The sequence below is a fragment of the Azospirillum cavernae genome (assembly GCF_003590795.1).
Taxonomy (GTDB): Bacteria; Pseudomonadota; Alphaproteobacteria; order Azospirillales; family Azospirillaceae; genus Azospirillum; species Azospirillum cavernae.
The window spans coordinates 576,326-602,283 of the sequence record NZ_QYUL01000003.1; the positions used below are offsets into that span (position 1 = coordinate 576,326).

General features: G+C 66.1%; 23 protein-coding genes. 15 read left to right on the top strand and 8 right to left on the bottom strand.

Annotated elements, in window-relative coordinates:
- Positions 1–2 precede the first annotated feature (2 nt).
- Together bluB and D3877_RS22360 are read left to right on the top strand one after the other, a co-directional pair.
- Positions 3–671, top strand: coding sequence for a 5,6-dimethylbenzimidazole synthase (gene bluB / locus D3877_RS22355; RefSeq protein ID WP_119832965.1), 669 nt, complete (start codon positions 3–5; stop codon positions 669–671).
- A gap of 328 nt (positions 672–999) precedes the next feature.
- Entirely contained in the window at positions 1,000–3,033 is a 2,034-nt protein-coding gene (locus D3877_RS22360; RefSeq protein WP_119832966.1) for a putative bifunctional diguanylate cyclase/phosphodiesterase, read from the top strand.
- A gap of 94 nt (positions 3,034–3,127) precedes the next feature.
- Here the strand turns inward: D3877_RS22360 and D3877_RS22365 are convergent, their stop codons facing one another.
- The 8 genes from D3877_RS22365 to msuE all read right to left on the bottom strand — a co-directional run bounded on the left by D3877_RS22365 (position 3,128) and on the right by msuE (position 11,479).
- Positions 3,128–4,399, bottom strand: coding sequence for an SfnB family sulfur acquisition oxidoreductase (locus tag D3877_RS22365; protein WP_119832967.1), 1,272 nt, complete (start codon positions 4,397–4,399; stop codon positions 3,128–3,130).
- A gap of 48 nt (positions 4,400–4,447) precedes the next feature.
- Positions 4,448–5,212, bottom strand: coding sequence for an ABC transporter ATP-binding protein (locus D3877_RS22370; RefSeq protein ID WP_119832968.1), 765 nt, complete (start codon positions 5,210–5,212; stop codon positions 4,448–4,450).
- Between the two features lie 185 nt (positions 5,213–5,397).
- A complete protein-coding gene (locus tag D3877_RS22375) occupies positions 5,398–6,735 on the bottom strand; it encodes an ABC transporter substrate-binding protein (RefSeq protein WP_119832969.1) in 1,338 nt (445 codons plus the stop codon).
- Between the two features lie 47 nt (positions 6,736–6,782).
- Positions 6,783–7,844: a branched-chain amino acid ABC transporter permease gene (locus D3877_RS22380; protein ID WP_119832970.1), complete on the bottom strand. Its 1,062-nt coding sequence runs from the start codon at positions 7,842–7,844 to the stop codon at positions 6,783–6,785.
- Between the two features lie 4 nt (positions 7,845–7,848).
- Positions 7,849–8,736 carry a branched-chain amino acid ABC transporter permease gene (locus D3877_RS22385; RefSeq protein ID WP_119832971.1) on the bottom strand — a complete coding sequence of 296 codons (888 nt, stop codon included), beginning with the start codon at positions 8,734–8,736 and terminating at the stop codon, positions 7,849–7,851.
- A 3-nt stretch (positions 8,737–8,739) separates the two neighbouring features.
- Positions 8,740–9,564, bottom strand: a complete 825-nt coding sequence (locus D3877_RS22390) for an ABC transporter ATP-binding protein (protein ID WP_119832972.1) — start codon at positions 9,562–9,564, stop codon at positions 8,740–8,742.
- Between the two features lie 178 nt (positions 9,565–9,742).
- Positions 9,743–10,843: a dimethylsulfone monooxygenase SfnG gene (gene sfnG / locus D3877_RS22395; RefSeq protein ID WP_119832973.1), complete on the bottom strand. Its 1,101-nt coding sequence runs from the start codon at positions 10,841–10,843 to the stop codon at positions 9,743–9,745.
- A 54-nt stretch (positions 10,844–10,897) separates the two neighbouring features.
- Positions 10,898–11,479, bottom strand: a complete 582-nt coding sequence (gene msuE / locus D3877_RS22400) for an FMN reductase (RefSeq protein ID WP_119833169.1) — start codon at positions 11,477–11,479, stop codon at positions 10,898–10,900.
- Between the two features lie 271 nt (positions 11,480–11,750).
- Here msuE and D3877_RS22405 point away from each other — a divergent pair, with 271 nt between their 5' ends.
- The 13 genes from D3877_RS22405 to D3877_RS22460 all read left to right on the top strand — a co-directional run bounded on the left by D3877_RS22405 (position 11,751) and on the right by D3877_RS22460 (position 25,958).
- Positions 11,751–13,805, top strand: coding sequence for a sigma-54-dependent Fis family transcriptional regulator (locus D3877_RS22405; RefSeq protein WP_238475029.1), 2,055 nt, complete (start codon positions 11,751–11,753; stop codon positions 13,803–13,805).
- 156 nt (positions 13,806–13,961) lie between these two features.
- Positions 13,962–14,816, top strand: coding sequence for an amidohydrolase family protein (locus D3877_RS22410; protein WP_119833170.1), 855 nt, complete (start codon positions 13,962–13,964; stop codon positions 14,814–14,816).
- A 34-nt stretch (positions 14,817–14,850) separates the two neighbouring features.
- Entirely contained in the window at positions 14,851–15,981 is a 1,131-nt protein-coding gene (gene ssuD, locus D3877_RS22415; protein WP_119832975.1) for an FMNH2-dependent alkanesulfonate monooxygenase, read from the top strand.
- Positions 15,981–17,129 carry an acyl-CoA dehydrogenase family protein gene (locus tag D3877_RS22420; protein ID WP_119832976.1) on the top strand — a complete coding sequence of 383 codons (1,149 nt, stop codon included), beginning with the start codon at positions 15,981–15,983 and terminating at the stop codon, positions 17,127–17,129. The genes ssuD and D3877_RS22420 overlap by 1 nt, the downstream gene beginning before the upstream one ends.
- A 78-nt stretch (positions 17,130–17,207) precedes the next feature.
- Positions 17,208–17,300 carry a hypothetical protein gene (locus tag D3877_RS31060; protein WP_420796912.1) on the top strand — a complete coding sequence of 31 codons (93 nt, stop codon included), beginning with the start codon at positions 17,208–17,210 and terminating at the stop codon, positions 17,298–17,300.
- A 424-nt stretch (positions 17,301–17,724) separates the two neighbouring features.
- Positions 17,725–18,756 carry an HD-GYP domain-containing protein gene (locus D3877_RS22425; protein ID WP_119832977.1) on the top strand — a complete coding sequence of 344 codons (1,032 nt, stop codon included), beginning with the start codon at positions 17,725–17,727 and terminating at the stop codon, positions 18,754–18,756.
- A gap of 225 nt (positions 18,757–18,981) precedes the next feature.
- The gene (locus tag D3877_RS22430; RefSeq protein WP_119832978.1) at positions 18,982–19,293 is read left to right on the top strand and encodes an STAS domain-containing protein; all 312 of its coding nucleotides are present in this window, start codon (positions 18,982–18,984) and stop codon (positions 19,291–19,293) included.
- A 4-nt stretch (positions 19,294–19,297) separates the two neighbouring features.
- Positions 19,298–19,666, top strand: a complete 369-nt coding sequence (locus D3877_RS22435; protein ID WP_119832979.1) for a response regulator — start codon at positions 19,298–19,300, stop codon at positions 19,664–19,666.
- On the top strand, positions 19,663–21,726 hold the full coding sequence (locus tag D3877_RS22440) for a chemotaxis protein CheA (RefSeq protein WP_119832980.1): 2,064 nt from the start codon (positions 19,663–19,665) through the stop codon (positions 21,724–21,726). The genes D3877_RS22435 and D3877_RS22440 overlap by 4 nt, the downstream gene beginning before the upstream one ends.
- A 21-nt stretch (positions 21,727–21,747) precedes the next feature.
- Entirely contained in the window at positions 21,748–22,200 is a 453-nt protein-coding gene (locus D3877_RS22445; RefSeq protein WP_119832981.1) for a chemotaxis protein CheW, read from the top strand.
- A 41-nt stretch (positions 22,201–22,241) separates the two neighbouring features.
- The gene (locus D3877_RS22450; protein ID WP_119832982.1) at positions 22,242–24,494 is read left to right on the top strand and encodes a HAMP domain-containing methyl-accepting chemotaxis protein; all 2,253 of its coding nucleotides are present in this window, start codon (positions 22,242–22,244) and stop codon (positions 24,492–24,494) included.
- Between the two features lie 109 nt (positions 24,495–24,603).
- The gene (locus tag D3877_RS22455) at positions 24,604–25,098 is read left to right on the top strand and encodes a chemotaxis protein CheW (protein WP_119832983.1); all 495 of its coding nucleotides are present in this window, start codon (positions 24,604–24,606) and stop codon (positions 25,096–25,098) included.
- Positions 25,095–25,958, top strand: coding sequence for a CheR family methyltransferase (locus D3877_RS22460; protein ID WP_119832984.1), 864 nt, complete (start codon positions 25,095–25,097; stop codon positions 25,956–25,958). Before D3877_RS22455 ends, D3877_RS22460 begins: the two co-directional genes overlap by 4 nt.

The window sequence follows — 25,958 nt, forward strand, 5'->3', positions numbered from 1 at the left end:
CCATGGACGACGCCTTCACCGGGGCGGAGCGCGACGCGCTGTATAAGGCGATCTTTTCCCGCCGCGACGTGCGCGGCCAATTCCTGCCCGATCCGATCCCCGAAGACGTGTTGCGCCGGATCCTGCTGGCCGCCCATCACGCCCCGTCGGTCGGCTTCATGCAGCCCTGGAACTTCCTGGTCATCACCGACCCTGCGGTGAAGGCCCGGATTCACGCCGATTTCGCCACGGCCAACGAGGAAGCGGCCAATCAGTTTGACGGCGAACGCCGCGACCTCTACAGCCGCTTGAAGTTGGAAGGAATCCGCGAGGCCCCGGTCAATCTGCTCGTCACCTGCGACCGCGAACGCGCCGGGCCGGTGGTGCTGGGCCGCACCCACATGCCGACGATGGATTTGTACAGTTGCGTCTGCGCCGTGCAAAATCTCTGGCTGGCGGCGCGGGCCGAGGGGCTGGGCGTGGGCTGGGTCAGCATCCTGCACGAGTCGGCGCTGAAGGCGATTTTGGGGGTTCCCGAGCGCATCGTTCCCATCGCCTATCTCTGCCTTGGCCGCGTCAGCCATTTCGAATCGACGCCGGAATTGGCGATCAAAGGCTGGCGGCAGCGGTTGGATCTGGACGATCTGATTTTCCGCGACCGTTGGGACAACCGCGACTCGCCCCCGGACTAAGGGCAAAGAAAAGGGCCGCAGAAAGCTGCGGCCCTTGAAAGTCTAGGGAGGAAACGCCCCGAGAATGGGCGCTCACAAGATATGCTGCGTCGCACATAAACTGGTATTACCATTGCTGAATGGGAGCCATGCGACGGGCGCATGGTCCTATGCTCTTGTATGCGTACAAGTTGTAGCAAACCATCCCGTCACTGTTTCAAAAATTTCACAATTCCGCAGCGTCGGAGTCATCGAACACCCCACTATGTTGCCTTTCGTCACAACCGCCGCTGCGGTCGGTGATGAACCGTGCTGGGCGACCGGCAAAGTCCGCAAAGGGTGTGCGCCAATGTCGATTCCGCTCCTGCGCAGCCTGACGCTGAAGCAGGCGATCCACGCCATCTTCGCCGCGTTCGTGATTGGCTTCGCCATCACGGCGGTGGAGTTCGGCTGGACCGCGACGCGGGAGCGCGCCATCGCCCTGGATCGGGTCGCCGAGGTGGCGATGCTGATGGAAGGGACCGCGACCACCGCCGCCTGGACGCTGGATCAAAGCTTGGCTGAACAGGTGCTGACCGGCGTCATGGCCGTGCGCACCGTGGGCTGGGCCGACATCACGCTCGACAATGGCCGTGTGTTCATCCGCCGGGAACGCTCCACGGCGCAGGGCGGGTTTCTGGAGCGCGCGGCGACGGCCCTGCTGTTCGTGGATCGCCCGCAGATCGACCGCCCCTTGTTGACGCCCGCCGATTCTCTTCCTCGCGCGACCTTCGCCCATCTGCGCATCGGCGTCGACCCGGCGGCGGTGGCTGGCGGCTTTTTGGATTACGCGGCGACGACGCTGGCCGCCGGGGTTCTGCGCAATCTGTTGATCGGGTTGGCGATGGCGCTGGTGTTTCACCGGCTGCTGACCCGCCCGCTGGTCCGCATCGGTTACGCCGTCGCCCAGATCGATCCGGCCAAGCCGCAAAGCCAAATTTTGACGGTGCCACGCGGCCACGCCGACGACGAGTTGGGCTATCTCGTCTCCCGCTTCAACGACACGCTGGTCCTGCTGGAGCGCGAGCACGCCGAGTTGCGGCGGCTGGTGACGCGCTGCACCCTGACAGGGCTGGCCAACCGCACCCTGCTGATCGACCGCTTGGGCCACGCCATCGAGGTGGTCAACCGGACTCAGGGCAAGCTGGCCGTGCTCCACGTCGATCTTGACCGTTTCAAGCGGGTCAACGAAAGCCTGGGGCATGACATCGGCGACGCCCTGCTGATTCGCGTCGCCGAACGGCTGAACGACTGCGTGCGCCGCTGCGACACCGTCGGGCGGTTGGGCAGCGACGAGTTTCTGGTGATCCTGGAGCGGGTGGCCGGATCGGATGAGGCGGCGATGGTGGCTGGGCGGCTGCTCAGCGCGGTGCATCGCTTGTCCGAGGTGGACGGCCACCACATCCACATCACCGCCAGCGTCGGCATCGCGCTCTACCCCAACGACGGGACGGACGAGCAGGCCTTGATGCGGATGGCCGACGCGGCGATGCAGGCGGCCAAGGCCGATGGCGGCGGGCAATTTGTCTTCTACACCCGCGAGATGACCGAACGGGCGATGGCCCGCCTGCGGTTGGAAGCCAGCCTGCGCGCCGCTGCCGAACGCCATGATTTCGAGCTGGCCTATCAGCCGAAGATCAACGCCGCCAGCGGGCGGCTGACCGGGTTCGAGGCGCTGATCCGCTGGCGTCTCGACGGCGCGTTGATCCCGCCGATGGAGTTCATTCCCGTCGCCGAGGACACCGGCCTCATCATCGAAATCGGCGCCTGGGTGTTGGACGAGGCCTGCCGCACGGCGACGCGCTGGTCGCTGGATCACGGCCCGCTGCCGGTCGCCGTCAACGTGTCGGCCCGCCAACTGGCCGACGCCGGATTCGCCGACTTGGTGGAAAGCACCCTGCGCCGCAACGGCACGCCGGCGGAGTTGCTGGAAATCGAGATCACCGAAACCGTCATCATGAAGAATGTGCTGCACCATCTGCCGACGCTGAACCGTCTGCGGGCCTTGGGCGTGCGCATCGCCATCGACGATTTCGGCACCGGCTATTCGTCGCTGGCCTATCTGCGGCAATTGCCGGTGGACGTGCTGAAAATCGACCGCAGCTTCGTCAACGATCTGCCGCACGCGCCGGACATCGCGTCCACCGTCATCGCGCTCGCCCAACGGCTGATGCTGTCCACGGTGGCCGAGGGGGTGGAAACCATCGAACAACAGCGCTGGCTGGCCGAAGCCGGGTGCGACAGCCTGCAAGGCTATCTGATTTCCCGCCCCGTCTCCGCCGACGCCGCCGAAGCCATGGTGATGGGCGCCTTCGCCCGCGAGGACATGGCGCTGACGGCGTGAGGAGAGAAGGGCCTTTCACGCGAATCGGCTGCGGCGGGATCTCCGCCAATGCGAGTTCTGTGCGTTTAACAGAGCCGCCGCAGCCGACGACGCCTCAGCTCCAGGCGTGCAGCGGCGGGTTCACCCCGTTCAGCGCGTAGTTGCCGAGGATCGCGTATTTCCAACGCACCGGATCGTGCAGCGTGTGGACGCGCGCGTTGCGCCAATGGCGGTCGAAATTGTGTTCGGCCAGGGTGGACCGTGTGCCCGCCAGTTCGAACAGCTTGTTCGTCGCCTCGATGGCGATTTCGGTGCTGAGCACCTTGGCTTCGGCCACCGCGATTTGCGCCTTGGCGACGGACTCAGCGCTGGGCGCGGCGACGGCGGCGTCCACCGCCAGACCGGCCTTTTCCTGCAAGGCTTCGGCGGCGTGCAGGCGCAGCGTCAGCCCGCCAATCGCCTGGATGGTGTAGGGATCGTCCGACGCGCGGTCCAACCCACTATCCACCCAGGGCCGGGTGCGGGTGCGGACGAACTCGATGGTGTCCTTGATCGCCGCCTCGGCGATGCCGATGTCGACCGACACCTGGATGATCTGGAAGATCGCGCCGTCGGCGGTCGGGGTTTCATAGCCCTTGTAGCCCGGCACCAGATGGGTTTTCGGCACCTTGACCTGATCGAGGATGACGGTGCCGCTGGCGGTGGTGCGCTGGCCGAAGCCCGACCAGTCGTTGATGACCGTCAGGCCGGGCGCGTCGCGGTCGGCGATGGCGTACCAGGCGCGGCCCTGATCGTCCAAGGCGACGATGGGAACGCGGTGGGCCAACAGCGCGCCGGTCGAATAGAATTTCCGCCCGGTGACGATCACATGGTCGCCCGCGTCGGTGAAGCGCGTCTCGAAATCGACCGCGCGCTTGCTGCCGAATTCGGAAAAGGCGTTGCCGAAGCGCACGCCCTTCAACACCTCGCCGAACAGCAGGCACTGCTGCGCCTCGTCCGACACGGTGCGGATGGCGGCGACGACGCCCAGGTGGTTTTGCGAGATCTGGGCCAGCGACGGATCGGCGGCGGACAGGATCTGCACCACCCGCGTCAGCGTGGCGTAGGACACCTCCGGCCCGCCGAACGCCTTGGGCACGTTGATCGACCACAGGCCGCTTTGCGAGAAGGCGTTCAGTTCGGCGACCGGCAGGTCGCGGTTCTGATCGCGCTGCGACGCCGTGCCGATGACGTCGCGGGCCAGCGCCTCGGCCACCGCGATGGCTTCGGCGTCGTCCTTGATGATGTGGGCGGGTTGGCTGGGGCGCGTCAGGCCGGGAACCCCTTTTAAAGCCTCTGCGGGCGGAGTCTTTTCAAGCGGGGCCTTTTCAAGTGTGGTGGTGGTCATTGCGTCGTGTCCTTGATTTGGTGTCGTTTTGGGTTGGTTCGAAACGGTTCAGGCGGCGTCGGCGACGCCAAAACCGAGGTAGAAGGCCTTCACGTCGTCGCGTTCGCGCAGTTCCGCCGCCGCGCCCTCCAACACCGTGCGGCCGTTTTCCAGAACGGTGGCGCGGTCGGCGTGGCGCAGGGCGACGGTGGAGTTCTGTTCGGCCACCAGGATCGACAGGCCGTCGTCCCTGTTCAGGGCCTTCAGGGCGGCGAAGATGCTTTCGACCACCAGCGGGGCCAGCCCCATCGACGGCTCGTCGAGCACCAGCAGCCGGGGCCGCGCCATCAACGCCCGCCCGATGGCCGTCATCTGCTGCTCCCCGCCGGAGGTCAGGCCGGACAGCGCCCCGCGCTTGTCGCGCAGCCGGGGGAACAGGCTGTAGACGCGGTCCAACTCGCGCCGCAGCTCGCCCCGCCCCGCCTTCCGCCCCAGCCCGCCGACGATCAAATTCTCCTCGACCGTCAGCGAGCGGAAGCAGTGCCGCCCCTCCAACACCTGGACCAGCCCGCGCCGCACCAGATCCGCCGGGGAGCGGCGCGCCGAATCCTCGCCGTCATAGACGATGGTTCCGGCGGTGATCTGGCCGCGCTCGGCCCCCAGCAGGCCCGACAGCGCTTTCAACGCCGTGCTTTTCCCGGCCCCGTTGGCGCCGAGCAGGGCGACGATTTCCCCCGTCCGCACCGTCAGGCTGACGCCCGACAACGCGCGGATGGCGTGGTTGTAGGTCGCCTCGACGCCGGTCAGCGACAGAAGAACCTCGTGGATCGTCATGGCGGGGATCCTCAGGGTTGGTGCGGGGATGGTTGGAGAGGTGTCGTCACGTTCGCCCCCTCCCCGACCCTCCCCCGCTCACGCGGGAGAGGGAGCGATCCATGGAGTGGGAACGGTCCCCTCTCCCGCGAAGCGGGGGAGGGCTAGGGAGGGGGCATGCGGAGCACGCTTAAAAAGCGGATCCCTCAGTTGCTCGCCTCTTCCGCCGCCGGGTCGCGCACCGTGATCCCGTGTTCGGCGGCGTAGGCCAGCGAGGATTTTTCGATGATCGGGCGCAGCAAGGCCCAATCCGGCGCGATCCAATCGGACACCACCTTCCATTTGCCGCCGTCCCATTGCTGGAACGTCACCCGTCCTTCGCCCTCGTGGTTGGCGACGCTGACGTTGATGGAATGGAACAGGCCCTTGGCCCCCAGCGCCTCGACCCGCGCGGCGTCCAGCTTCAGATGCTCGAAGCCCCAGCGCACCTCGTCGCCGGTCAGGGCGCGCTTGCCGAATTTGGCCTGGGCGATGCGCACCGCCTCGACGTTCAGGATGCCGTTGACGATGCCGAGATTGTGGTAAACGCTGCCGATGCGCTTCTTGTCGTCCAGATTGCCCTTGTTCGCGCCATAGACCGTTTTCACGATCTCCTGAAGCACCGGGTATTCGGCGCCCGACGCCTGGGTGGTGATGGCGGTGTAGCCCTTGGCCGCTTCGCCCGCCGGGATCACGTCCTCTTCCGAATTGGACCAGACGTTGCCGATGATGTGGTCAACCGGGAAGCCGACCTTCTGCGCCGTCTTCAAGGCCACCGGATTCATCACGCCCCAGCCGCGCAGCACCACGTAATCCGGCTTGGAGCGGCGGATCGACAGCCATTGCGATTGCTGCTCGTTGCCCGGATGCGGCACCTCGATCTGTTCGACGCTGAAGCCGTATTTTTCGGCCAGCAGTTGATAGACCGGGATGGTTTCCTTGCCATAGGGCGAGCCGTGGTGGAGCACCGCCAGCTTCTTGCCCTTCAGCTTCTCAAGGCCGCCTTCCTTCGCCGCAATGTAATTCACGATGCCGGAGGTTTCGCTGTAGGGGTTCAGCAGCAGCGGGAAGACGTATTTGAACACGCGCCCGTCGGTCGAATCGGTGCGGCCATGGTTGACGGTGATGAGCGGCGCCTTGTCGCGCCCGACATCGTCGATCATGGCGTAGGCGATGCCGACCGACAGCGGATTCCAGGCGGCGACGCCCGGCTTGCTCTTCTGCCGCTTGTAGCATTCGACGCCGCGTTCGACCTCATACTGGGTTTCGCACTCGTCCCAGGTCAGCTTGACGCCGTTGACGCCGCCGTCCCGCGTGTTGACCAAATTCAAATAGTCGATGAACCCGCCGAAAAAGCCGGTGCCGCCAGCGGCGTAGGGACCGACGCGGTAGCTTTGCAGCGGGAAATACTGCTCGTCCGCCTGCGCGCCCGCCAGCGGGGTGAGGGCGGCGGTCCCAAGCAGGGCCGCGAAAAAGGCCGATTTAAGGGCGGTCGGAAGCGACATCGGGAGAGTCTCCGTTGATGAACAGTCAGGAATGGGAAGGAATGGGTTCAGGGACGCGCGCGCGCGGTCAGACGCCGCCACCCCCGGTTCAGCAGGGCCCGGTCCAGCAGGGCCGACAGCCCCGCCGGTTCGGCGATCAAAAAGCCGATGATGAGCAGGCCCAGCACGATGCGCTGGCTCATTTCCAGCACGCCGGAATCGAACAGCCCGCCCAGCAGCGCCTCGCCCAGCCGGGCCAGAACCAGCGGGAAGACGACGATGAGACCGGCCCCCAGAAAGGCCCCCCGGATGGAGGCCAAGCCGCCGATGATGACGATGAAGAGGATTTGAAAGGAACGGTCGAGGTTGAAGCCCGCCGGTTCGATGGTGCGCAGATAGGCGAAGGCCCACAGCACCCCGGCGACGCCGATGACGAAGGATGACAGGCCAAAGGCGAACAGCTTGACGCGCAACACCGGCACGCCGATCACCCGGGCCGCCGTCTCATGGTCGCGCACCGCGATCAGGCTGCGCCCGGTCGCCGACCGGGTGATCCGCCAGACCAGCAGCGTCACCAGCGTGACGACGCTCAGCGAAAACAGGTAACGCCCGACCGATCCGTCCAGGGCGACGCCCGCGATGGTCAACGGCGGCACGGTGATGACGCCCGACGCGCTGCCGTTGGAAAACCAGCCGAACTTGTTGAACACCCATTGGACGAAGAACTGCGCGGCCAGCGTCGAAACCGCCAGATAGAAGCCGCGCAGCCGCAGGCTCGGCAGTCCGAACACCAACCCCACCGCCGCCGCGACGACGCCCGCCAGCAGAATGTCGAGCAGGAAGGGCAACCCCGGCAGGCGAAGCGACAGATTGTAGGCGGCGTAGGCGCCGACCGCCATGAAGGCCGACGATCCCAACGACACCTGCCCGGTGTAGCCGGTCAGGATGTTCAGCCCCAACCCGGCCAACGCCAGCGCCAGAAAGGGCGTCAGGATGGCGTCGAACAGATACTCGCCGCCGACCAGCGGCAGCACGCCGAAGGCGACCACCAGCAACGCGCCAACGCCAAGCGCGGTCAGCGGCAGGCCGCTGGCGGAGGTTTCGGACGGTTTCAGAACAGCGTCGGTCATGATGTCAGACCCTTTCGACCAGCTTGGCGCCGAACAGACCGGCGGGGCGGATCAACAGGAAGCCCAGGGCGGCGACATAGGCGATCCACCCCTCGATCCCGCCGCCGAAGAAAGGACCGATGTAAACCTCGGCCAGCTTTTCGACCGCGCCGACGATCAGGCCGCCGACGATCGCCCCGGCGATGGAATCGAAACCGCCGAGCACCAGCACCGGCAGCGCCTTCAACACCACCAGCGACAGCGAGAATTGCACCCCCAGCCGCGCGCCCCACAGCAGCCCGGCGACCAGCGCCACCACCCCGGCGGCGGTCCACACGCTGGTCCAAATCCGGTCCAGGCTGAGGCCGACCGCCAGCGCCGCCAATTGATCGTCGGCCACGGCGCGAAAGCCCAAACCGATGCGGGTGTAGCGGAAGAACAGCGTCAGCGCCGCGACCATCGCCCCGGCCACCGCCGCCGCGAACAGGTCGAAAATGCTGATGAGCACGCCGGAAATCTCCAGCGGCCGGTCGTCGATGCCGAGATCCAGCCCATGCACCTGGGTTCCCCAGAGCAATTGCGCCGCCCCTTCGATGACGTAGGAGACGCCGAGCGTCGCCATGAACAGGGTGATCGGCGGCTGGTTGACCAGCGGGCGCAGCACCGTCCGCTCAATCGTCGCCCCGATGGCGACCATCGCCGCCAGCGTCAGCAGCAGCGCCGCCCAAAAGGGCAAGCCGCGCTCGGTCAGGCTGACGAAGGTCAGCGCGGCGAACAGCAGCATCGCGCCCTGGGCGAAATTCAGCACGCCGGAGGTTTTGTAAATCAGCACGAATCCGATGGCGACCAGGGAGTACATCACCCCCGACAGCAGGCCGCCGACCAGCACCTCGGTGAAAAACGGCCAATCCATGGCTCAGATGCCCTCCCCCGCTTCCAGGTCGTGGGCGACGCCGAGATAGGCGTCGATGACCGTCTGGTTGTTGCGGATCTCCTCGGGCGTGCCGTCGGCGATGCGCCGCCCGTAATCCAGAACGGCGATGCGGTCGGACAGCCCCATCACCACGCCGATGTCGTGTTCGATCAGGACGATGGTGGTGTTGTGACGGTCGCGGACGGCGCGGATGTAGCCGGTCAGCTCGCGCTTTTCGGTCAGCGTCATCCCGGCCATCGGCTCGTCCAACAGCAGCAGATGCGGGCGGGCGATCAGGGCGCGGGCCAGCTCCACCCGCTTTTGCACGCCATAGGGCAGGCCGCCGACGGGACGGTCGCGGTAGGAGTCCAGATGGAAGAAGGCGATGGCCTCCTCGGCCCGCTCCTCCACCGCCCGCTTTTCGCGCCGGGCCAGCGGCGAGCCGACGATCTGCGCCAACACCCCGGCCCGCAGGCTGTGGGTCAAGCCGCTCGCCACGTTGTCGAGCACCGACAACCCCTTGAACAGCGCCAGATTCTGGAAGGTCCGGGCGACGCCCAGATGGGCCAGCCGGTCGGTCGGCGTCTGGGCGAAGCTGTGGCCCGACAGCCAGACCCGCCCCTGATCGGGCTTGTACAGCCCGCTGACGACGTTCAGCAGCGAGCTTTTCCCCGCCCCGTTCGGCCCGATGATGGCGCGGATTTCCCCCGGCGCCACCGACAGGTCAACCTCGCTGAGCGCGACGACGCCGCCGAACGACAGCGACACCCGTTCCACCGCCAGCGCGGCGGGCGTGTCAGGAGATGGGGCGAGGGCGGCGGCGGGCATGGGGGTGGCTCCGATGACATGGTTCGGCGAACGGTTGCCCCCTCCCCGACCCTCCCCCGCTTGCCAGCGGGAGAGGGGGCCTTGCGGAAAGGCGCGTTCCATCCCCTCTCCCGCAACGCGGGGGAGGGTTAGGGAGGGGGAAAAACAAGGCGACAACGCTTGAGGAAATCCCGCCCGATCAGGCCGGAACCGCCACGCGCGCCGCCGCTTCTTCCAGCTCGCGGACCAGCGGCACGACGTGCTTGCCGAAATACTCGACCTCTTCCTGGAAATGCAGGAAGCCCAGCAGCACCAGATCGACGCCGATGGCCTTCAGGGCGACGATGCGCTCGGCCACCTGGCGCGGCGTGCCGATCAGGTTGGTTTTGAAGCCGTCGTTGTACTGGACCAGATCCTCCAAGGTCGATTTCGCCCAATTGCCTTCGCGCTCGGGCGAGGCGTTGCCGGCGTTCTGGACCTCGTGGTGGAAGCCCTTGACCGCGTCGGGATCGGCCTTTTCCAGGATTTCGGCCAGCACGGCGCGGGCCTCCTCCTCGGTGTCGCGGACGATGGCGAAGGCGTTGACGCCGATCTTGGCCTTGTGGTCGGTCCCGGCCTCTTTGGCGCGGATGTCGTCGATCTGCGCCTTGATGCCGTCGGGCGTGTTGCCGTTGGTGAAGTACCAATCCGACACCCGCGCCGCCATGTCGCGCGCCGCGCGCGAGCTGCCGCCCTGGAAGATTTCCGGCAACGGGGCCAGCGGCTTGGGCTTCAGCGTGTACTCATGGAAGCGGTAGAAATCGCCGTTGAAGGAGAAATTGTCCTGCGACCAGATCCCGCGCACCACGCGGATGAACTCCTCGGACCGGCGGTAACGCTCGTCATGGTCCAGCCACGGCTCGCCAATCGCCTGGAACTCGCCCCGGAACCAGCCGCTGACGACGTTGACGGCGACGCGGCCCTTGGTCAGGTGGCTGATGGTGGCGATCTGCTTGGCCAGCAGGGCCGGATGCCACGGGCCGGGCAGCACGGCGGCGATGACGTTCAGTTTGTCCGTCGCCGCCAGCAGGGCGTGGGTGAAGGACACCGATTCATGCTGGTTGTCGGCGCCGTACCCGGCGGTGAAACGAATCTGGCTCAGCGCGTAGTCGAACCCGGCCTTCTCGGCGATCTGGGCGAGCTTGCGGTTGTAATCGATGTCCCAGCTCGTGCGCTGTTCGATCTTGCTGATGACAAGACCGCCGGACACGTTGGGAACCCAATAGGCGAATTTCACGGGCTGGGCCGGAGTGTCGGTCATGATGCGTCGTCTCCAGACGGAAGGATGAGAAAGGGTGCGGATTCTTGCGGCGGGTCAGGCGGCGATGGGTTCGCGCGCCGTCAAACGGCCCAGCGCGGCCAGACGCACCGCCTCGTCGGCGGCCTTGCGCACCCGCGCCGCGATCTCCGGGCTGGTCAGCCGGTAATCGACGAAATCGCTGTCGAGCGCGAAGACGCCGGTCGGCGCCGTCTGGGCCTGGAAAAAGCCGAACAGCGGGCGCAGTTGATGCTCGATCACCAGCGCGTGGCGCGGGCTGCCGCCGGTCGCGGTCAGCACGACGGGCAGGCCGATCAAAGCGTTGGGGTCGATGAAGTCGATCAGATGCTTGAACAGGCCGGTGTAGGATCCCTTGTAGACGGGCGACCCGACGACCAGCAGATCGGCGCCGACGATGGCGTCCAGCGCCGCCGCCACGCCCGGGGGAATGGCGTTGGGGTTGGTCAGGGCGCCAAGCTCCGGGGCCAGATCGCCGACAATGATGTCAGTCAGCGCGACGCCGGTTCCCGATTCCTGGGCCAGCGCGGCGATCTCCCGCGTCACGGCGTCCACCAGCGCCCGCGTCCGCGACCGACCGCCGAGATTGCCCGACACCGCGACGACCTTGATCTTACCCATCTTGCGCATCCGTTTGTTGTTTGCAGCGATCCACACCCTCCTTGGCAAGCCGCGTGCCATTCATTCAACTGTTTGTTTTTTATAGATTTACTGAACAATGCGGCCCCGGCGCGGGGCTTCATACGCAACAGCGCCGCCGGAAGACTGCTGCACATGCAACAGGAACGCGCGTGGATAAAACCATATAAACCAAATAATTTTGTTGTTTATAACACTAATGCATATTCATACAGTGGGATTACAGAGCGCCGTTCACAGCCTTGGTGTCGTCATGAGCAAAGACAGCCCGCTTGCCGATTGGTCCAGCCTTCAGGGGCCGGGGATCCGCGCGTCGGATCGCGACCAGCGCCGGATCGTGTCCTTCGACCCGGAAGCCCGGAAGCGCTGTCAGACGACCATCCGCGCCACCGCCATGGTGTTTCAGGATCCGGTGTCGCAGCGGTTGCGCGCCAATCTGGACCGCATCGCGCCGTCGGACGCCACCCTGCTGGTGATCGGCGAAACCGGCACCGGGAAAGAGCTGGTGTCCCGCTACATCCACGCCAACAGCCTGCGCCGCTCCGGGCCGTTCGTCGCCGTCAATTGCGGGGCCTTCAGCGACACGTTGGCCGAGGCCGAGCTGTTCGGTTACGAGAAGGGCGCCTTCACCGGCGCGTTGAAGACGCAAGCGGGCTGGTTCGAGGCGGCCAACGGCGGCACCCTGCTGTTGGACGAAATCGGCGACCTGCCGCCGACGCTCCAGGTCAAGCTGCTGCGCGTCCTGCAAGAGCGCGAGGTGGTGCGGGTTGGCTCGCGCCGCCCCATTCCGGTCGACGTCCGCGTCATCGCCGCCACCAACGTGGATCTGGAGGCCGCCGTCCAGGCCAAGCGGTTCCGCGAGGATCTCTATTTCCGCCTGAACGTCGCCTCCGTCCGGTTGGCCCCGCTGCGCGAACGGCCCGGCGACATCCCGACGCTGGCCGACCATTTCCTGGATCTCTACAAGGAGCGGCTGAACCGCCCGGATCTGACCATCGGGGACGAGGCGCTGCGCCGGTTGGTTCACTGCGCCTGGCCCGGCAACATCCGCCAGTTGGAAAACACCCTGCACAACGCGGTGCTGCTGGCCCCTGGCCCCGTCATCGGCCCCGACGACATCCGCCAGCGCAGCCAAGGCCACGCGCGCGCCGAGGCCGCCGCCGAAGCGGTCGATCTGGAAAGCGCGGTCAAGATTCTGACCGAACGCGCCATCGCCGATGGTGAATCCGACATCCACGAGCGCGTGACCCGCAGCGTCATCCGCGCCGCCTTCGATCTGGCCGAGGGCAATCAGGTCCGCGCCGCCGACAGTCTGGGGCTGACGCGCAACGCCTTCCGCACCCAATTGGCCCATCTCGGCGCCATCGCCCCGCGCCGCCGCAGCGACGCGCCGCAACTGCCCAAACCGACGCAACCGCCCGCGATCCAGCGGCCCATCCGCCGCCTGACCGACCTGCCCATCGGCTATCAAAAATACGGCACGTCGAACATTCTGAAGATGCGCGGCGCGCTGGAGCAGCGGTTGGCCGCCCATGGCTACCGCGTCACCTGGACCGAGTTCCTGTCCGGCCCGCAATTGATGGACGCGCTGGACACCATGCGGGTGGAGTTCGTCGCCACCGGCGAAGCGCCGCCGGTGTTCGCCCAGGCGGCGGGCGTGCCGCTGGTCTATGTCGGCCACGAACCGCCCGCCCCCAGCGGCGAAGCGCTGCTGGTGCGCCGCGACAGCCCCTTTCAGGGAACCGGCGATCTGCGCGGACGCACGGTCGCCCTGCACAAGGGGTCGAACGTCCATTACTTCCTGCTGCGCGCCTTGCAGGCGCAAGGACTGTCCTTTGACGACATCCAGCCGGTCCACATGCGCCCGTCCGACGCGCTTGAGGCGCTGGTCGATGGCCGGATCGACGCCTGGGCCATCTGGGATCCCCTGCTGTCGTCGGCGCAGATCCGCAGCGACACCCGCGTGCTGACCGACGGCCACGGGCTGGTCCCCAACCATCAATTCTACCTGACCAACCAATCCTTCGCCGACCGCAACCCGGAGGCCGTCGCCATCCTGTTGGAAGAGTTGGGCAAGGCCGGGGAATACGCCGCCCTGCACGCCGCCGAGGCCGCGCGCAGCATGACCCGCGCCTTCGGCATCGAGGCGTCGGCCCTGGAACTGGCCTTCAGCCGCCTGACCTATGGGGCCAAGCCGCTGGACGACCGGACGGTGCGCCAACAGCAGGGCGTGGCCGACAGCTTCCACGCGCTGGGCATGCTGCGCTCCAGCATCTCCGTCCGCGACGCGGTGTGGATGCGGGCGTGACGCCCGTTGCCAATGCAGCACCGCCCCGGCGGGGGTGCTGCATTGGCAACGGCGCAACCGGCGGGCGCACGCGACAAGTTGTTGAAAACAAAAGAAGGTCCGCTTGGCATCGATGTTGCCTTTGACCGGGTCACACTACATTCGGAGCCTTTGACCGTGACCCGCCCCATCATCGACCTGCGCAGCCGCCCCGCCTTCCTGCATGACTTTTACGGCGCCACCCCCGGCACACCGGCCTATGACGCCGCGAAATGGTTGAACCGTCGCGTCGGCTCCAAAGAAGACGATCACTTCACCCGCTCCTACACGCTGGACGGCTTCATCGCCGAGATCCGCGACGCGGGCATCACGGCGGCGGCGTTGATCGGGCGCGACACCCCGGGCGTCAGCACCAGCAACGATCAGGTCGTGTCGTTGATCGACGGGCGGCGGGAATTGATCGGCGTCGGCTCCGTCGATCCGCAGCGACAGGGCGTCAAGGCCGCCGTGGCGGAGGTTGAGCGGGCGATCACCAAGCTTGGCCTGAAAGGGATCAACGTCGAGCCGGGATTCCTCGACCCCGCCATCGCCTTCGACGATCCGCTGCTGCTGCCGGTCTATGAGGCGTGCGACCAGTTGGGCGTTCCGGTCTTCCTGATGAGCGGGCCGACCACGCCCGACCCGCGTTTCAACGATCCGGCGGCGGTCGGGCGCGTCGCCCGCAACTTCCCCAATCTCACCATCGTCTGCCACCACGGCTTTTGGCCGCATGTGAACGAGATCATCGGCATCGCCTTCCGCTACGCCAACGTCCACATCGTGCCGGACATGTACATCTTCCTGCCAGGCAGCCGTTTGTACGTCGAGGCCGCCAACGGCTTCCTGCGCGACCAGTTGCTGTTCGGCACCTCCTTCCCCTTCCGGGCGATGAAACAGACGGTCGATGATTTCCTGGCGCTGGGCTTCGACGAGGCCGTGTTGGACGGGGTTCTGTCCGGCAACGCCGCGCGCCTGCTGAAGCTCGATCTCTGACCGCCCCCTCCCCGCCTTTTCAGGATATTCCGCCATGGATGTTTTCTGGTTCCTGCCGGTGCACGGCGACGGTCCCTTCCTCGGCAGTCAGGTGGACTCCCGCCCGGCGACCCTGGATTATCTGAAACAGATCGCGGTCGCCGCCGACCAGCGCGGCTATCACGGCGTGCTGGTGCCCTGCGGCAAGACCTGCGAGGAACCCTACATCGTGTCGGCGGCGCTGATCGCGGCGACGGAGCGGTTGCGCTTTCTGGTCGCCACCCGCCCATCGGCGCTGACGCCGACCTTCGCCGCGCGGCTGGCCGCCAGCCTGGACCGGCTGTCGGGCGGGCGCTTTTACCTGAACGTCGTCGCTGGCGGCGACGCCGACGAGTTGGCGGGCGACGGCGTGTTCCTGGACCATGACGCGCGCTACGCCCACGCGGCGGAGTTCTTCACCGTCTGGAAACGGGCGCTGAGCGGCGAGCGGGTCGATTTCGCGGGCGCGCACGTCACGGTGCGCGGGGCCGAAGCGCCCTTGACCCCGGTGCAGCGCCCGCACCCGCCGCTGTTCTTCGGCGGCTCCTCCCCCGCCGGTCACGCGGCGGTGGCCGAGCATTTCGACACCTATCTGACCTGGGCCGAGCCGCCCGACGCGGTGGCGGCCAAGATCGCCGACGTGCGCGCCCGCGCCGCCCGCCATGGCCGGACGCTGACCTACGGCCTGCGCGTCAACATCATCGTCCGCGAGACGGAGGCCGAAGCCTGGGCCGCCGCCGACCATCTCATCAGCAAGATCGACCGCAAGGCGGTGGACAGCGCCCACAGCGCCTTCCGCCGCTTTGAATCCGAAGGCCAGCGGCGGATGACCGAATTGGCCTCGCGCGCCGATCTGGTGGTGTCGCCCAACCTGTGGGCCGGGGTCGGGCTGGTGCGCGGCGGCGCTGGAACCGCGCTGGTCGGCACCCCGCGTCAGGTCGCCGACCGGCTGCTGGAATACCGCGACCTTGGCATCGATTCCTTCATCCTGTCCGGCTATCCGCATCTGGAGGAGGCGCACCGCGTCGCCGATCTGCTGTTCCCGCTGCTGCCGGTCAACGCCCAACCGCCCGCCGCCCAACCGGCCCCGACCGTCGCCTTCGTCAGCCCGTTCGGCGGCCTGCAACCCGTGCGCAGCGCGTCCTGATGAGCGCGGCGCTGGACGAGTTGACGCGCGCCCTCGCCGCGACGGCGGTGGCGCGCGACCGGGCCGGGGGAACCGCCAAGGCCGAACGCGACGCCATCCGCCGGTCCGGCCTGCTGACCCTGGCGGTTCCGACCGCGTTTGGCGGGCAGGGGGCCGGGTGGCCGGAGATTCTGGGGGCGGTGCGGAGTCTCGCGCGGGTCGATTCCTCGCTGGCCCATCTCTTCGCCTTTCAGCATCTGATGGTCGCCTCCGTCCTGCTCTACGGCCATCCGGGGCAGCAGGAGCGGCTGTTGACGGCGACGGCGAACGGCCCGCTGTTCTGGGGCAACGCGCTGAACCCGCTGGACCGCCGCACCCGTCTGACGGCGGACGGCGACGGATTCCGCCTGAACGGGGTCAAGAGCTTCTGCTCCGGGGCCAGCGATTCCGATCTGCTGCTGGTCTCGGCGGACGACGCCGACGGCGTCTTGCGCGTCCTGGCCCTGCCGACGGCCCGGCCCGGCGTCGCCGTGCTCGGTGATTGGGACAATATGGGGCAGCGCCAGACCGACAGCGGAACCGTCACCTTCACCGACTTGCGGGTCGAGGCGGACGATCTGTTGGGACCGCCCGGCCCCTATGGCGGCCCGGCCGCCAGCCTGCGCGCTTGCGTCGCCCAAGCGATCCTCGCCAGCGTTTACCTGGGCATCGCCGAAGGCGCCTTGGCTGAAGCGGCGGCCTTCACCCGCGACCAGTCCCGCCCCTGGCGAACCTCCGGCGTGGCCAGCGCCGCCGAGGATCCCTATGTGCTGCGCCATTACGGGGAGTTTCACGTCGCCGTCGCCGGGGCCGACGCGCTGGCGGAACGCGCGCTCGCCCAACTGCAACAGGCCTGGGACGGGCGGGCGACGCTGACGCCGGAGCAGCGCGGCGCGGCGGCGCTCGCCATCGCCACCTTCAAGGTCGCCGCCGCGCGGGCCGCGCTGGACGTCAGCAACCGCCTGTTCGAGGTGACGGGCGCGCGGGCCACCGCCGCCCGCCACGGCTTCGACCGTTTTTGGCGCAACGTGCGGACCCATTCCCTGCACGACCCCATCGACTACAAGCTGAAGGAGTTGGGGGCCTGGGCGCTGACCGGCGCCCTGCCGGAACCGGGTTTTTATTCGTAAGGGTTTGAGCGGTCTGCGTCGACCGATGATCCGTGACGGAGAGGAGAGAGGGCCACGCGTCACGGACCGTCGCGCGCGCTGGGCGGCGGGGTGACGCGCTCCCTGGCGCTCGTCGCCCATGGCAAATGCCTGGGGTCGGCCCTTCTCGCCATGGAAATCCCTGATCTCTGAAAGGAGGACCGCTCTGTTTGGGAGGGAAACCATGCCCAAGACCGCCACATCCGCGTGTGGTTTCCCTCGGCCCGGCTGGCGCCGCCAACTCGATGGCGCCAACGGGTTTGGGCAGGGCATGGGATGAGGCTCCAACTGATCCGCGCGCCGCAATCGGCCCAGCGCTGGTTCAGCAAAAAGCTGTTGCTGTCATAGCGCCGCGCCGAATTCACGGCGACGCCGGGCAAAAGTTTCAGCAGCGACCGCCACGTCTCGTCGGCGGAATTTTCTGGCTGAAAACCCGCCTTTGGGCGTGGACGTTCGCGCGACTTCGGCGCCGCCGCCACAGTGACACGACCGTGGCCCGGTGGAGATCGGGTTTCTCCCAACTTTTCGTGCTCGACAATCATCCTTATTATTTGATTGTCGAACTGTTGGGTTTGCGATGAAAATTGCCATTATCGACGACAGCGAAAGCTCCCTGTCCTTGATGTCGGAGCTGGTCCTCGGTCTGCGCGACGTGGAGGCTGTGACCTTCCCAAGTTCGCTGGCGGCGCTGATGTGGCTTGGGCAGAATCCGGTTGATCTGGTCATCGTCGATTACCTGATGCCGTCTCTGAACGGGCTTGGCTTCCTTGAGCTTTTCCGGCGGGATCCCAATCAGACGGCGATTCCGATCATCATGGTGACGTCGTCCGATTCAAAGGATGTCCGTTACATGGCGCTGCAACTGGGCGCCACGGATTTTCTGACCAAGCCGATTGATCCGGTCGAATTCACCGCGCGGGTCAGCAACACGCTGGACGCCTACCAGGCGCACAAGGCGCTGGCTGATAAATCCGCCTGGCTTGCCAGCGAAGTCGCGCGCGCCACCGAAAGGCTGGTGGAGCGCGAACGCGAAGCCCTGCTGTTTTTGGGCCGCACCGCCGAGCATCGCGATCCGGAAACCGGGCGTCATCTGACGCGCATGTCCACTTATTCCTGGCTGATCGCCCTGTCGCTGGGGCTGCCCGCCGAACAGGCGAACCGGATCAAGGTGGCCAGCCCGCTGCACGATGTCGGCAAGGTGGCGATCCCCGACCACATCCTGCTCAAACCCGGCAAACTGACCCCGGAAGAATTCGCCATCATGAAGGGCCACGCCCAACATGGCGCCAACATTCTGGCGGGCAGCCAATCCCCGCTGCTGCAACTCGCCTGCGAAATCGCCCTGTCCCATCACGAATGGTTTGACGGCAGCGGATACCCCAACGGCTTGAAGGGCGACGACATCCCCCTGTCGGGCCGGATCGTCGCCGTGGCCGACGTGTTCGACGCGCTGACCACCACGCGCCCTTACAAGAAAGCCTGGAGCTTCGACGACGCCTACGATCATCTGCGCGATGGGGCCGGGAGTCATTTCGACCCAACTTGCTTGGCCGCGTTCGGCGCGGTGCTGAGCGACATTCATGACGTGTATGACGCGCATCGGGATTAGAAGAGTTTGCAGTTTTTAACCAAAACATTATTTCGATTTCTGCGTCCTGATAAATGAGAACGCGCCAATTAAATGATTGGCGTGGCCATTCCGTTTTTCCCATTTTTATTTGTAAAGCCTAAAATCTAGGATCTCCCCGTATCGCGCTTCTATTTCTCAGCGCCTACACTCTCTTTTGTCGCCGAAGACGATGTTCACGCTTTTCGGCCGGATGAGGTGTTTCAAATGGTTGATCGCTCCAATCACACAACCATACGCTTTTCAGGAAGCGTGACCTTCTCGCAGGTCGAAGACGCCTATGACCGTCTGCGCGACGCGTTGTTCGGGCAGGCGTCGGTTGCGGTCGATTGCGATCAATTGGCCGAAACCGACCTCGGCTTTGTTCAAACCCTGATCGCGGCGCGGGTCAGCGCGCGGCGGCGCGACGTCGCCTTCAGCCTCAAACAACCATTGGCCGAACCGCTGCTCGACGTGTTGCGGCGCGGTGGCTTTCTCAACGATCCGCAGCACGCCGATTTCTGGACCGGGGGAGTTTAACAGCATGGCGAAGACCATTCTCAGCGTTGATGATTCGGCCAGCATGCGGCAGATGGTCAAGCTGACCCTGTCGACCGCCGGTTATCAGGTGGTCGAGGCCGCCGATGGGCGGGAAGCCCTGGCCAAGGCCAAGGCTGGCGCCTTCAACATGGTCCTGACCGATCTGAACATGCCCAACATGGACGGGTTGTCGCTGATCCGTGAACTGCGCGGCCTGCCCGCCTATCGCGGCGTGCCCATCGTCTTCCTGACCACCGAATCCGACGCTGGGAAGAAGAACGAGGCCAAGGCCGCCGGGGCCACCGCCTGGATCGTCAAGCCCTTCCAGCAAGACCAGCTTCTGGGCGTGGTGCGCAAGGTCATCGGGGCATGACGGGCCGCAACGACCCCGCGCAAATCTTCCGCGAGGAAGCCGCCGATCTGCTGACCGAGCTGGAATCGACGCTGTTGCGTTTGGAAACCCGCCCGGCGGACCGTGATCTGCTCGACACCGCCTTTCGCGCCCTGCACACCATCAAGGGGTCGGGGTCGATGTTCGGCTTCGACGCGGCGGCGGCCTTCACCCATCATCTGGAAAGCGCCTTCGACCAGATGCGGACGGGCAAGATCGCCCCGAACTCCGCCCTGATCGGCGTCGCGCTGGCCGCGAAGGACCACATCCGCGCCCTGATCGAATCCCCCGCCCACGCCGACCCGGCGGAGGGCGAACGGCTGTTGGCGCTGGTCGCCGCACAGACCGGCGCCGCGCCCGCCGCGAGTCCCGCCAGCGCCCCGGACCTTGCGGATGAGGCGGAGCGCCCGACGACGTGGCGCGTCCGTTTCCGTCTGGCCCCCGACGCGGTGGAGCGCGGCACGAACCCGCTGCTGCTGCTCGACGAGCTGAGCGGCCTGGGCGACGCCACCATCACCGCCCTGACCGACGCGGTGCCGCCGATTGAAGAGCTGGACCCCAACCGCTGCTGTCTGGCTTGGGATGTCACGCTGACCACGACTCAGCCGTTGGCGATGATCCAGGACGTCTTCATCTTCGTGATGGACGACGCCGATCTGACCATCGAGCCGGTGGCGATGGACGACCGCCCAGAGGCGCCGCCCGCCAACGCGCCCGCCACCGTGGCGCAGCCGCCCGCCGACGTGTCGCCGCCGCCCGCCCCGCGCGCGGACGCTCCGACGCTCGCCTTGGTCGCCGAAGCCGCCAAACCCGCGCCGTCGGCCCCGTCCGGCCAAAGCGACGCCGACGCCGCCAAGGTCGCCGCCAACGCCGCCAGCTCCATCCGGGTTCCGGCGGAGCGGCTGGACGATCTGATGGATCAGGTCGGCGAGCTGGTCATCGCCCACGCCCGGCTGAAGCAGTTGATCGGCGGCAGCGCCGACCTTCAGATCAAGTCGGTGGCCGAGGAAATCGAACGGCTGTCCAACGGTCTGCGGGACATCACCATGGGCATCCGCATGGTGCCCATTGGCACGCTGTTCGGGCGTTTTCGCCGACTGGTCCGCGATCTGTCGCAGGAGCTGGGCAAGGGCGTCACCCTGACCATGTCGGGCGAGGACACCGAACTCGACAAGACGATGATCGAGCGGTTGAACGACCCGCTGGTCCACATCATCCGCAACAGCCTGGATCACGGGCTGGAAACGGCGGAAGAGCGCGTCGCCCAGGGCAAGCCGCCACAGGGCCAGATCCATCTGTCAGCCCGCCACGCCGGAACGCGGGTGCTCATCACCATCCGCGACGACGGGCGCGGCCTGGACCGCGATCGCATCCGCGCCAAGGCCGAAGAGCAGGAGCTGATTCAACCCGGCGCCAAGCTGTCGGACGCCGATCTGTTCCAACTGATCTTTCACCCCGGCTTTTCCACCGCCAAGACGCTGACCAGCCTGTCCGGGCGCGGCGTCGGCATGGATGTGGTCAAGCGCGCCATCGATTCGCTGCGCGGCGCCATCGACATCGCCAGCACCCCCAACCGGGGAACCGAGATCACGCTGGGCCTGCCGCTGACCCTGGCGATCATCGACGGGCTGCTGGTCCGCGTCGGCAAAGGCCGTTACGTCATCCCGCTGTTCGCGGTCGAGGAATGCGTGGAACTGCCGCCGGGCGAGGATCGCCGCCATCTGGGCCGCAATTTCCTGAACATTCGCGGCGCGCTGGTGCCCTTCATCCGCTTGCGCGAAAGCTTCGCCGTAAGCCACCCGCCCGACGCCTATCAAAAGGTGGTCATCATCTCCACCGGCGAACGCCGGGTCGGGCTGGTGGTCGATCAGGTGCTGGGCGACCATCAGACGGTCATCAAGTCGATGTCGAAGCTGCACGCCGACGTCGCCAATTTTTCCGGCGCCACCATCCTGGGCGACGGGTCGGTCGCGCTGATTCTCGACATCGGCCAACTGGTCGCCGTCGGTCAGTCGTTCGAGCCGCAACGCGACGCGTCCTGACGGCTGAAGAGGAGCACAAGCATGGCCGCAAACGACAACCCGTCTTTCGAAGCGCTGACGCTCAACCTGGGTGGCGAGGTGTTCGCCATCGACGCCAATTGCGTGCACGAGATCCTCGACATGATCCCGCAAACCGACGTGCCGGGCGCGCACCCCTTCGTGGACCGTCTCATCAACGTCCGGGGCAAGGTGGTGCCGCTGGCCGATTTGCGCATCAAGTTCGAGATGGAGCGCACGCCCCCGACCATCGACACCCGGATCGTCGTCGTCGAAATCCTGTTGGACGACGAGCCGACGGTGGTCGGGCTGCTGGCCGACAAAGTGTACGAGGTGACGACCATCGGCGGCGCCTCCATCGAAGACACGCCCGACATCGGCATGCGCTGGCGCCCCGACTTCATCAAGGGAATCGGCAAGCGCGGCCAGGATTTCATCGTCATCCCCGACATCGTCCGGATTTTCTCGGTCCATTGACCGGAACAGCCCACACGCGGCTCGCCCAGCGAGGAACCACCATGCGCATCACCATCAAAAGCAAAATCATCGTCGCCTTCAGCGCCGTGATCCTGTTGTCGGCCATCACCGCCGGGCTGGCCGTCAACGGGCTGGGCGAGTTGAACGACAAAATCAACGAGTTGGTCAACCAATCGGCCCAGCGCGTCAGCGTTGTCCGTCAGATCCCAAAACAGGTGTTCCTGATCCAGCGCGAAGAAAAGAACTTCCTGCTGTCCAGCGAGGACGCCGACATCGACCGCTTTGACAAGGCGATGCTGACCCGACGCGAGGAGTTGAAGGGACTCTATGAGCAGTTCCGTCGGATCTCCGACGCGGACGGGCTGAAGAAGCTGGCTCAGGTCGAAGCGATGACCTCCGAGTTCACGACCGCTCAGGACAAGGTGCGGACCGTGGGCCGCATCCATTCCAACAGCAAGGCCGCCGACCTCGCCAATGGCGCGTCCTCCGAATCCTATCGATCAGCCACAGATGCCCTGCGGCCCTTGCTGGATCGGGTTGAGGCTGGTGGCGAGGTCACGGTGCAACAGCTCCGAATCGCGCAGTTGATCCGCCAGATGACCACCACCATGGGCCAAGAGCAGGTGATCGTCCGCAATTCTCTGCTTGTCAGCGACGATGCCGGAACCGAGCGCATGTTGCAAACGCTCCCTCCCGTTCTGGAGAAAACCCGCGCTCTTCAAGACGCCATCCGGGGCCAATTGACGACGGACGAGGATGCGCGCGCCTTCACGGTCTTTCTCGACCGCTACAGCGTTTATGCCAAGCAGCGCGATGAAACGGCGGCGTTGTCGCGGCAAAACACGGAAGTCAAGGCGCTCACCCTGTCCATCGGTGAGGTGCGCGCCGCCGCCACCAAGCTGGCGGCCGCCGCCGACGAGATGGTCGCGCAGGCCGAAAAGGGCATGGCCGACGACAAGCTGAAGGCCGACCAGACCTACGCCACGTTGCGCGCCTTGATGATCGCGGCGGTGGTCGCCTCCATCCTCCTCGCCGTTGGCTCGGGCGCTTACATCGCCATCTCCGTCGCGCGCGGTCTGACCAAGGCGGTGGAACTGGCCAACGCGGTGGCGCTGGGCGATTTGGATCAACGGGTGGATGTGACGACGGACGACGAAATCCGCGATCTCATCACCGCGCTGAACAGCATGACCGCCAATCTGCGGGCCACCGCCGCCGTCGCCAACCAGATTGCCCAAGGCAACCTGACGGTCGAGGCGCAACGCCTGTCCGACCGGGACGCGCTGGGCATCGCGCTGGAAACCATGCTGGAGAAGCTGCGCACCGTGGTGGCCGACGCCTCCAGCGCCGCCGACAACGTCGCGGCGGGCAGCCAAGAGCTGTCGGCCAGCTCCGAAGAGCTGTCGCAGGGCGCCACCGAACAGGCCTCGGCGGCGGAGGAGGCCTCGGCCTCGATGGAGGAGATGGCCGCCAACATCAAGCAAAACGCCGAAAACGCCACGCAAACCGAAAAGATCGCCCGCCAATCGGCCAAGGACGCCCAGGCGTCGGGCGAGGCGGTCAGCCGCACCGTGCAGGCGATGCAGACCATCGCCGAAAAGATCAGCATCGTGCAGGAAATCGCCCGCCAGACCGACCTGCTGGCCCTGAACGCCGCCGTCGAAGCGGCCCGCGCCGGGGAGCATGGCAAGGGCTTCGCCGTGGTGGCGTCGGAGGTGCGCAAGCTGGCCGAACGCAGCCAGGGCGCGGCGGCGGAAATCAGCGCGCTGTCCACGGAATCCACGAAGATCGCGCAAGAGGCTGGCCACATGCTGGCCCGTCTGGTGCCCGACATCCGCAAGACCGCCGAACTGGTCGAGGAAATCAGCGCCGCCTGCCGCGAACAGGACATCGGCGCCGAACAGATCAACCAGGCGATCCAGCAGTTGGACAAGGTGACTCAGCAGAATTCCAGCGCGTCGGAGGAAATGGCGGCGACCTCGGAAGAGCTGTCCTCGATGGCCGCGCAACTGCAAGACACCATCTCCTATTTCGAAATCGACCAAGCGGACGAACGCCGCGCGCCCGTCGAGGCCGCCGCCGCCTCGGCTCCGCGCCGCGCGCCCGCAATGGCCCGCATGGCGCCGGCGCCGGTGAAACGCCCTGTGGCCGTCGCCAAACCCAAACTGTCGCCGGTGAAGCTCAACGGTTCGGCCAAAACCTCCAAGCTGAACGGCAAGGGGCATGGCCCAAAGATCAACTTGGAAGGAGGAAAAGGGGCGGATGACCTCGACGCCCGCTACACCGAGTTCTGACCCTTTGACCGATTGACCGGGCGCGGGGGCTGGACCAGCGGCCCCCCGCGCTCTCCACCAAACCGGCCTCGCCACTTTGACCTCACCACCCAGACCTCGATGGTGCTTCATGACCAACACAACGGCCCCACGCGATCCGGCGCAGTACGTCACCATCGGCATCGACCGTGAAATCTTCGCCGTCGAGGTCGGCAACGTCCGCGAGATTCTGGACATGCAGCCAATCGCCCGCCTGCCGCACGCGCCCGCCTTCATGGTCGGCATGATCGACGTGCGCGGTCAGGGGGTTCCCACCATCGATTTGCGGGTCAAGCTGGGGCTGCCAGCGATTCCCGTGACGGAACACACGCGCATTTTGGTTCTGGACGTGCCGATTGACGGAACGCCGCTGACCATGGGGGTGATCGCCGACCGGGTGATCGAGGTGACGGCCCTGGCCGACCACGCGCTGGAAGCGCCGCCCCGCGTCGGCGGGCGTTGGCGTTCGGATTACATCCAGGCGATTGGCCGCGCCAACGGCGCTTTCGTCATCGTCTTCGACGTGGCCCGCCTGTTTTCCAGCGACGAGGCCGCCCTCTTGGAACAGCCCTGCGAGGCGGCATGAACGACACCGCTCCCCGCGTCATCAACGACAGCCTCAGCCCGCATGATTTCTCCCGCTTGGGCGCGATCATTCAGGATCATTGCGGCATCCGCATGCCGCCGACCAAACGCACGATGGTCGAAGGCCGCCTGCGTCGGCGGGTGCGGGCGTTGAAGCTGGCCAGCATGCATGATTATTGCCGCTATGTGCTGGATGAAGGGGCGTTGGACAGCGAACTGGTCAACCTGATCGACGCCGTCACCACCAACAAGACGGACTTCTTCCGGGAAATCGAGCATTTCCGCTTTTTGAACGAGCGCGGGTTGGACGCGCTGTCGCGTCTGCCGCACCACCCCGGCAAAGACCGTCCGCTGAAATGCTGGAGCGCCGCGTGCTCCACCGGGGCCGAACCCTACACGCTGGCGATGCTGCTGCACGAACACGCCCGCGCGCAGTCTTCCTTCCGTTTCGACATCATCGCCACCGACATCTGCACCGAAGTGTTGGCGACGGCCAAGCTGGGGATCTATCCCGCCGACATGGCCGGGATGATTCCCAAAGCCATCGCGTCCCGCTACGTCCGCCGGTCGCGCGACCGGGAGGACCCGACCATCCGGTTGGTCCCGCAGATCCGCCAATCCGTTCGTTTCGGCCATCTCAATTTGATGGACGCGGACTATCCGGTGGCGACCGACATGGATGTGATCTTTTTCCGCAACATCCTGATCTATTTCGACAAACCAACGCAGAAGGCGGTTCTGCATCGGCTGTGCCGCCATCTGCGGCCCGGCGGTTTTCTGTTCGTCGGTCACAGCGAAACCATCGCCAACATGGATTTGCCGCTGACCCAAGTCGCCTCGGCCATTTTCGTGCGGAGCTGA

Bases quoted from the DNA above. Each gene is read 5' to 3' on its own strand.
- bluB (WP_119832965.1), top strand. From the start codon at position 3: ATGGACGACGCCTTCACCGGGGCGGAGCGCGACGCGCTGTATAAGGCG.
- D3877_RS22360 (WP_119832966.1), top strand. From the start codon at position 1,000: ATGTCGATTCCGCTCCTGCGCAGCCTGACGCTGAAGCAGGCGATCCAC.
- D3877_RS22365 (WP_119832967.1), bottom strand. From the start codon at position 4,399: ATGACCACCACCACACTTGAAAAGGCCCCGCTTGAAAAGACTCCGCCC.
- D3877_RS22370 (WP_119832968.1), bottom strand. From the start codon at position 5,212: ATGACGATCCACGAGGTTCTTCTGTCGCTGACCGGCGTCGAGGCGACC.
- D3877_RS22375 (WP_119832969.1), bottom strand. From the start codon at position 6,735: ATGTCGCTTCCGACCGCCCTTAAATCGGCCTTTTTCGCGGCCCTGCTT.
- D3877_RS22380 (WP_119832970.1), bottom strand. From the start codon at position 7,844: ATGACCGACGCTGTTCTGAAACCGTCCGAAACCTCCGCCAGCGGCCTG.
- D3877_RS22385 (WP_119832971.1), bottom strand. From the start codon at position 8,736: ATGGATTGGCCGTTTTTCACCGAGGTGCTGGTCGGCGGCCTGCTGTCG.
- D3877_RS22390 (WP_119832972.1), bottom strand. From the start codon at position 9,564: ATGCCCGCCGCCGCCCTCGCCCCATCTCCTGACACGCCCGCCGCGCTG.
- sfnG (WP_119832973.1), bottom strand. From the start codon at position 10,843: ATGACCGACACTCCGGCCCAGCCCGTGAAATTCGCCTATTGGGTTCCC.
- msuE (WP_119833169.1), bottom strand. From the start codon at position 11,479: ATGGGTAAGATCAAGGTCGTCGCGGTGTCGGGCAATCTCGGCGGTCGG.
- D3877_RS22405 (WP_238475029.1), top strand. From the start codon at position 11,751: ATGAGCAAAGACAGCCCGCTTGCCGATTGGTCCAGCCTTCAGGGGCCG.
- ssuD (WP_119832975.1), top strand. From the start codon at position 14,851: ATGGATGTTTTCTGGTTCCTGCCGGTGCACGGCGACGGTCCCTTCCTC.
- D3877_RS22420 (WP_119832976.1), top strand. From the start codon at position 15,981: ATGAGCGCGGCGCTGGACGAGTTGACGCGCGCCCTCGCCGCGACGGCG.
- D3877_RS22425 (WP_119832977.1), top strand. From the start codon at position 17,725: ATGAAAATTGCCATTATCGACGACAGCGAAAGCTCCCTGTCCTTGATG.
- D3877_RS22430 (WP_119832978.1), top strand. From the start codon at position 18,982: ATGGTTGATCGCTCCAATCACACAACCATACGCTTTTCAGGAAGCGTG.
- D3877_RS22435 (WP_119832979.1), top strand. From the start codon at position 19,298: ATGGCGAAGACCATTCTCAGCGTTGATGATTCGGCCAGCATGCGGCAG.
- D3877_RS22440 (WP_119832980.1), top strand. From the start codon at position 19,663: ATGACGGGCCGCAACGACCCCGCGCAAATCTTCCGCGAGGAAGCCGCC.
- D3877_RS22445 (WP_119832981.1), top strand. From the start codon at position 21,748: ATGGCCGCAAACGACAACCCGTCTTTCGAAGCGCTGACGCTCAACCTG.
- D3877_RS22450 (WP_119832982.1), top strand. From the start codon at position 22,242: ATGCGCATCACCATCAAAAGCAAAATCATCGTCGCCTTCAGCGCCGTG.
- D3877_RS22455 (WP_119832983.1), top strand. From the start codon at position 24,604: ATGACCAACACAACGGCCCCACGCGATCCGGCGCAGTACGTCACCATC.
- D3877_RS22460 (WP_119832984.1), top strand. From the start codon at position 25,095: ATGAACGACACCGCTCCCCGCGTCATCAACGACAGCCTCAGCCCGCAT.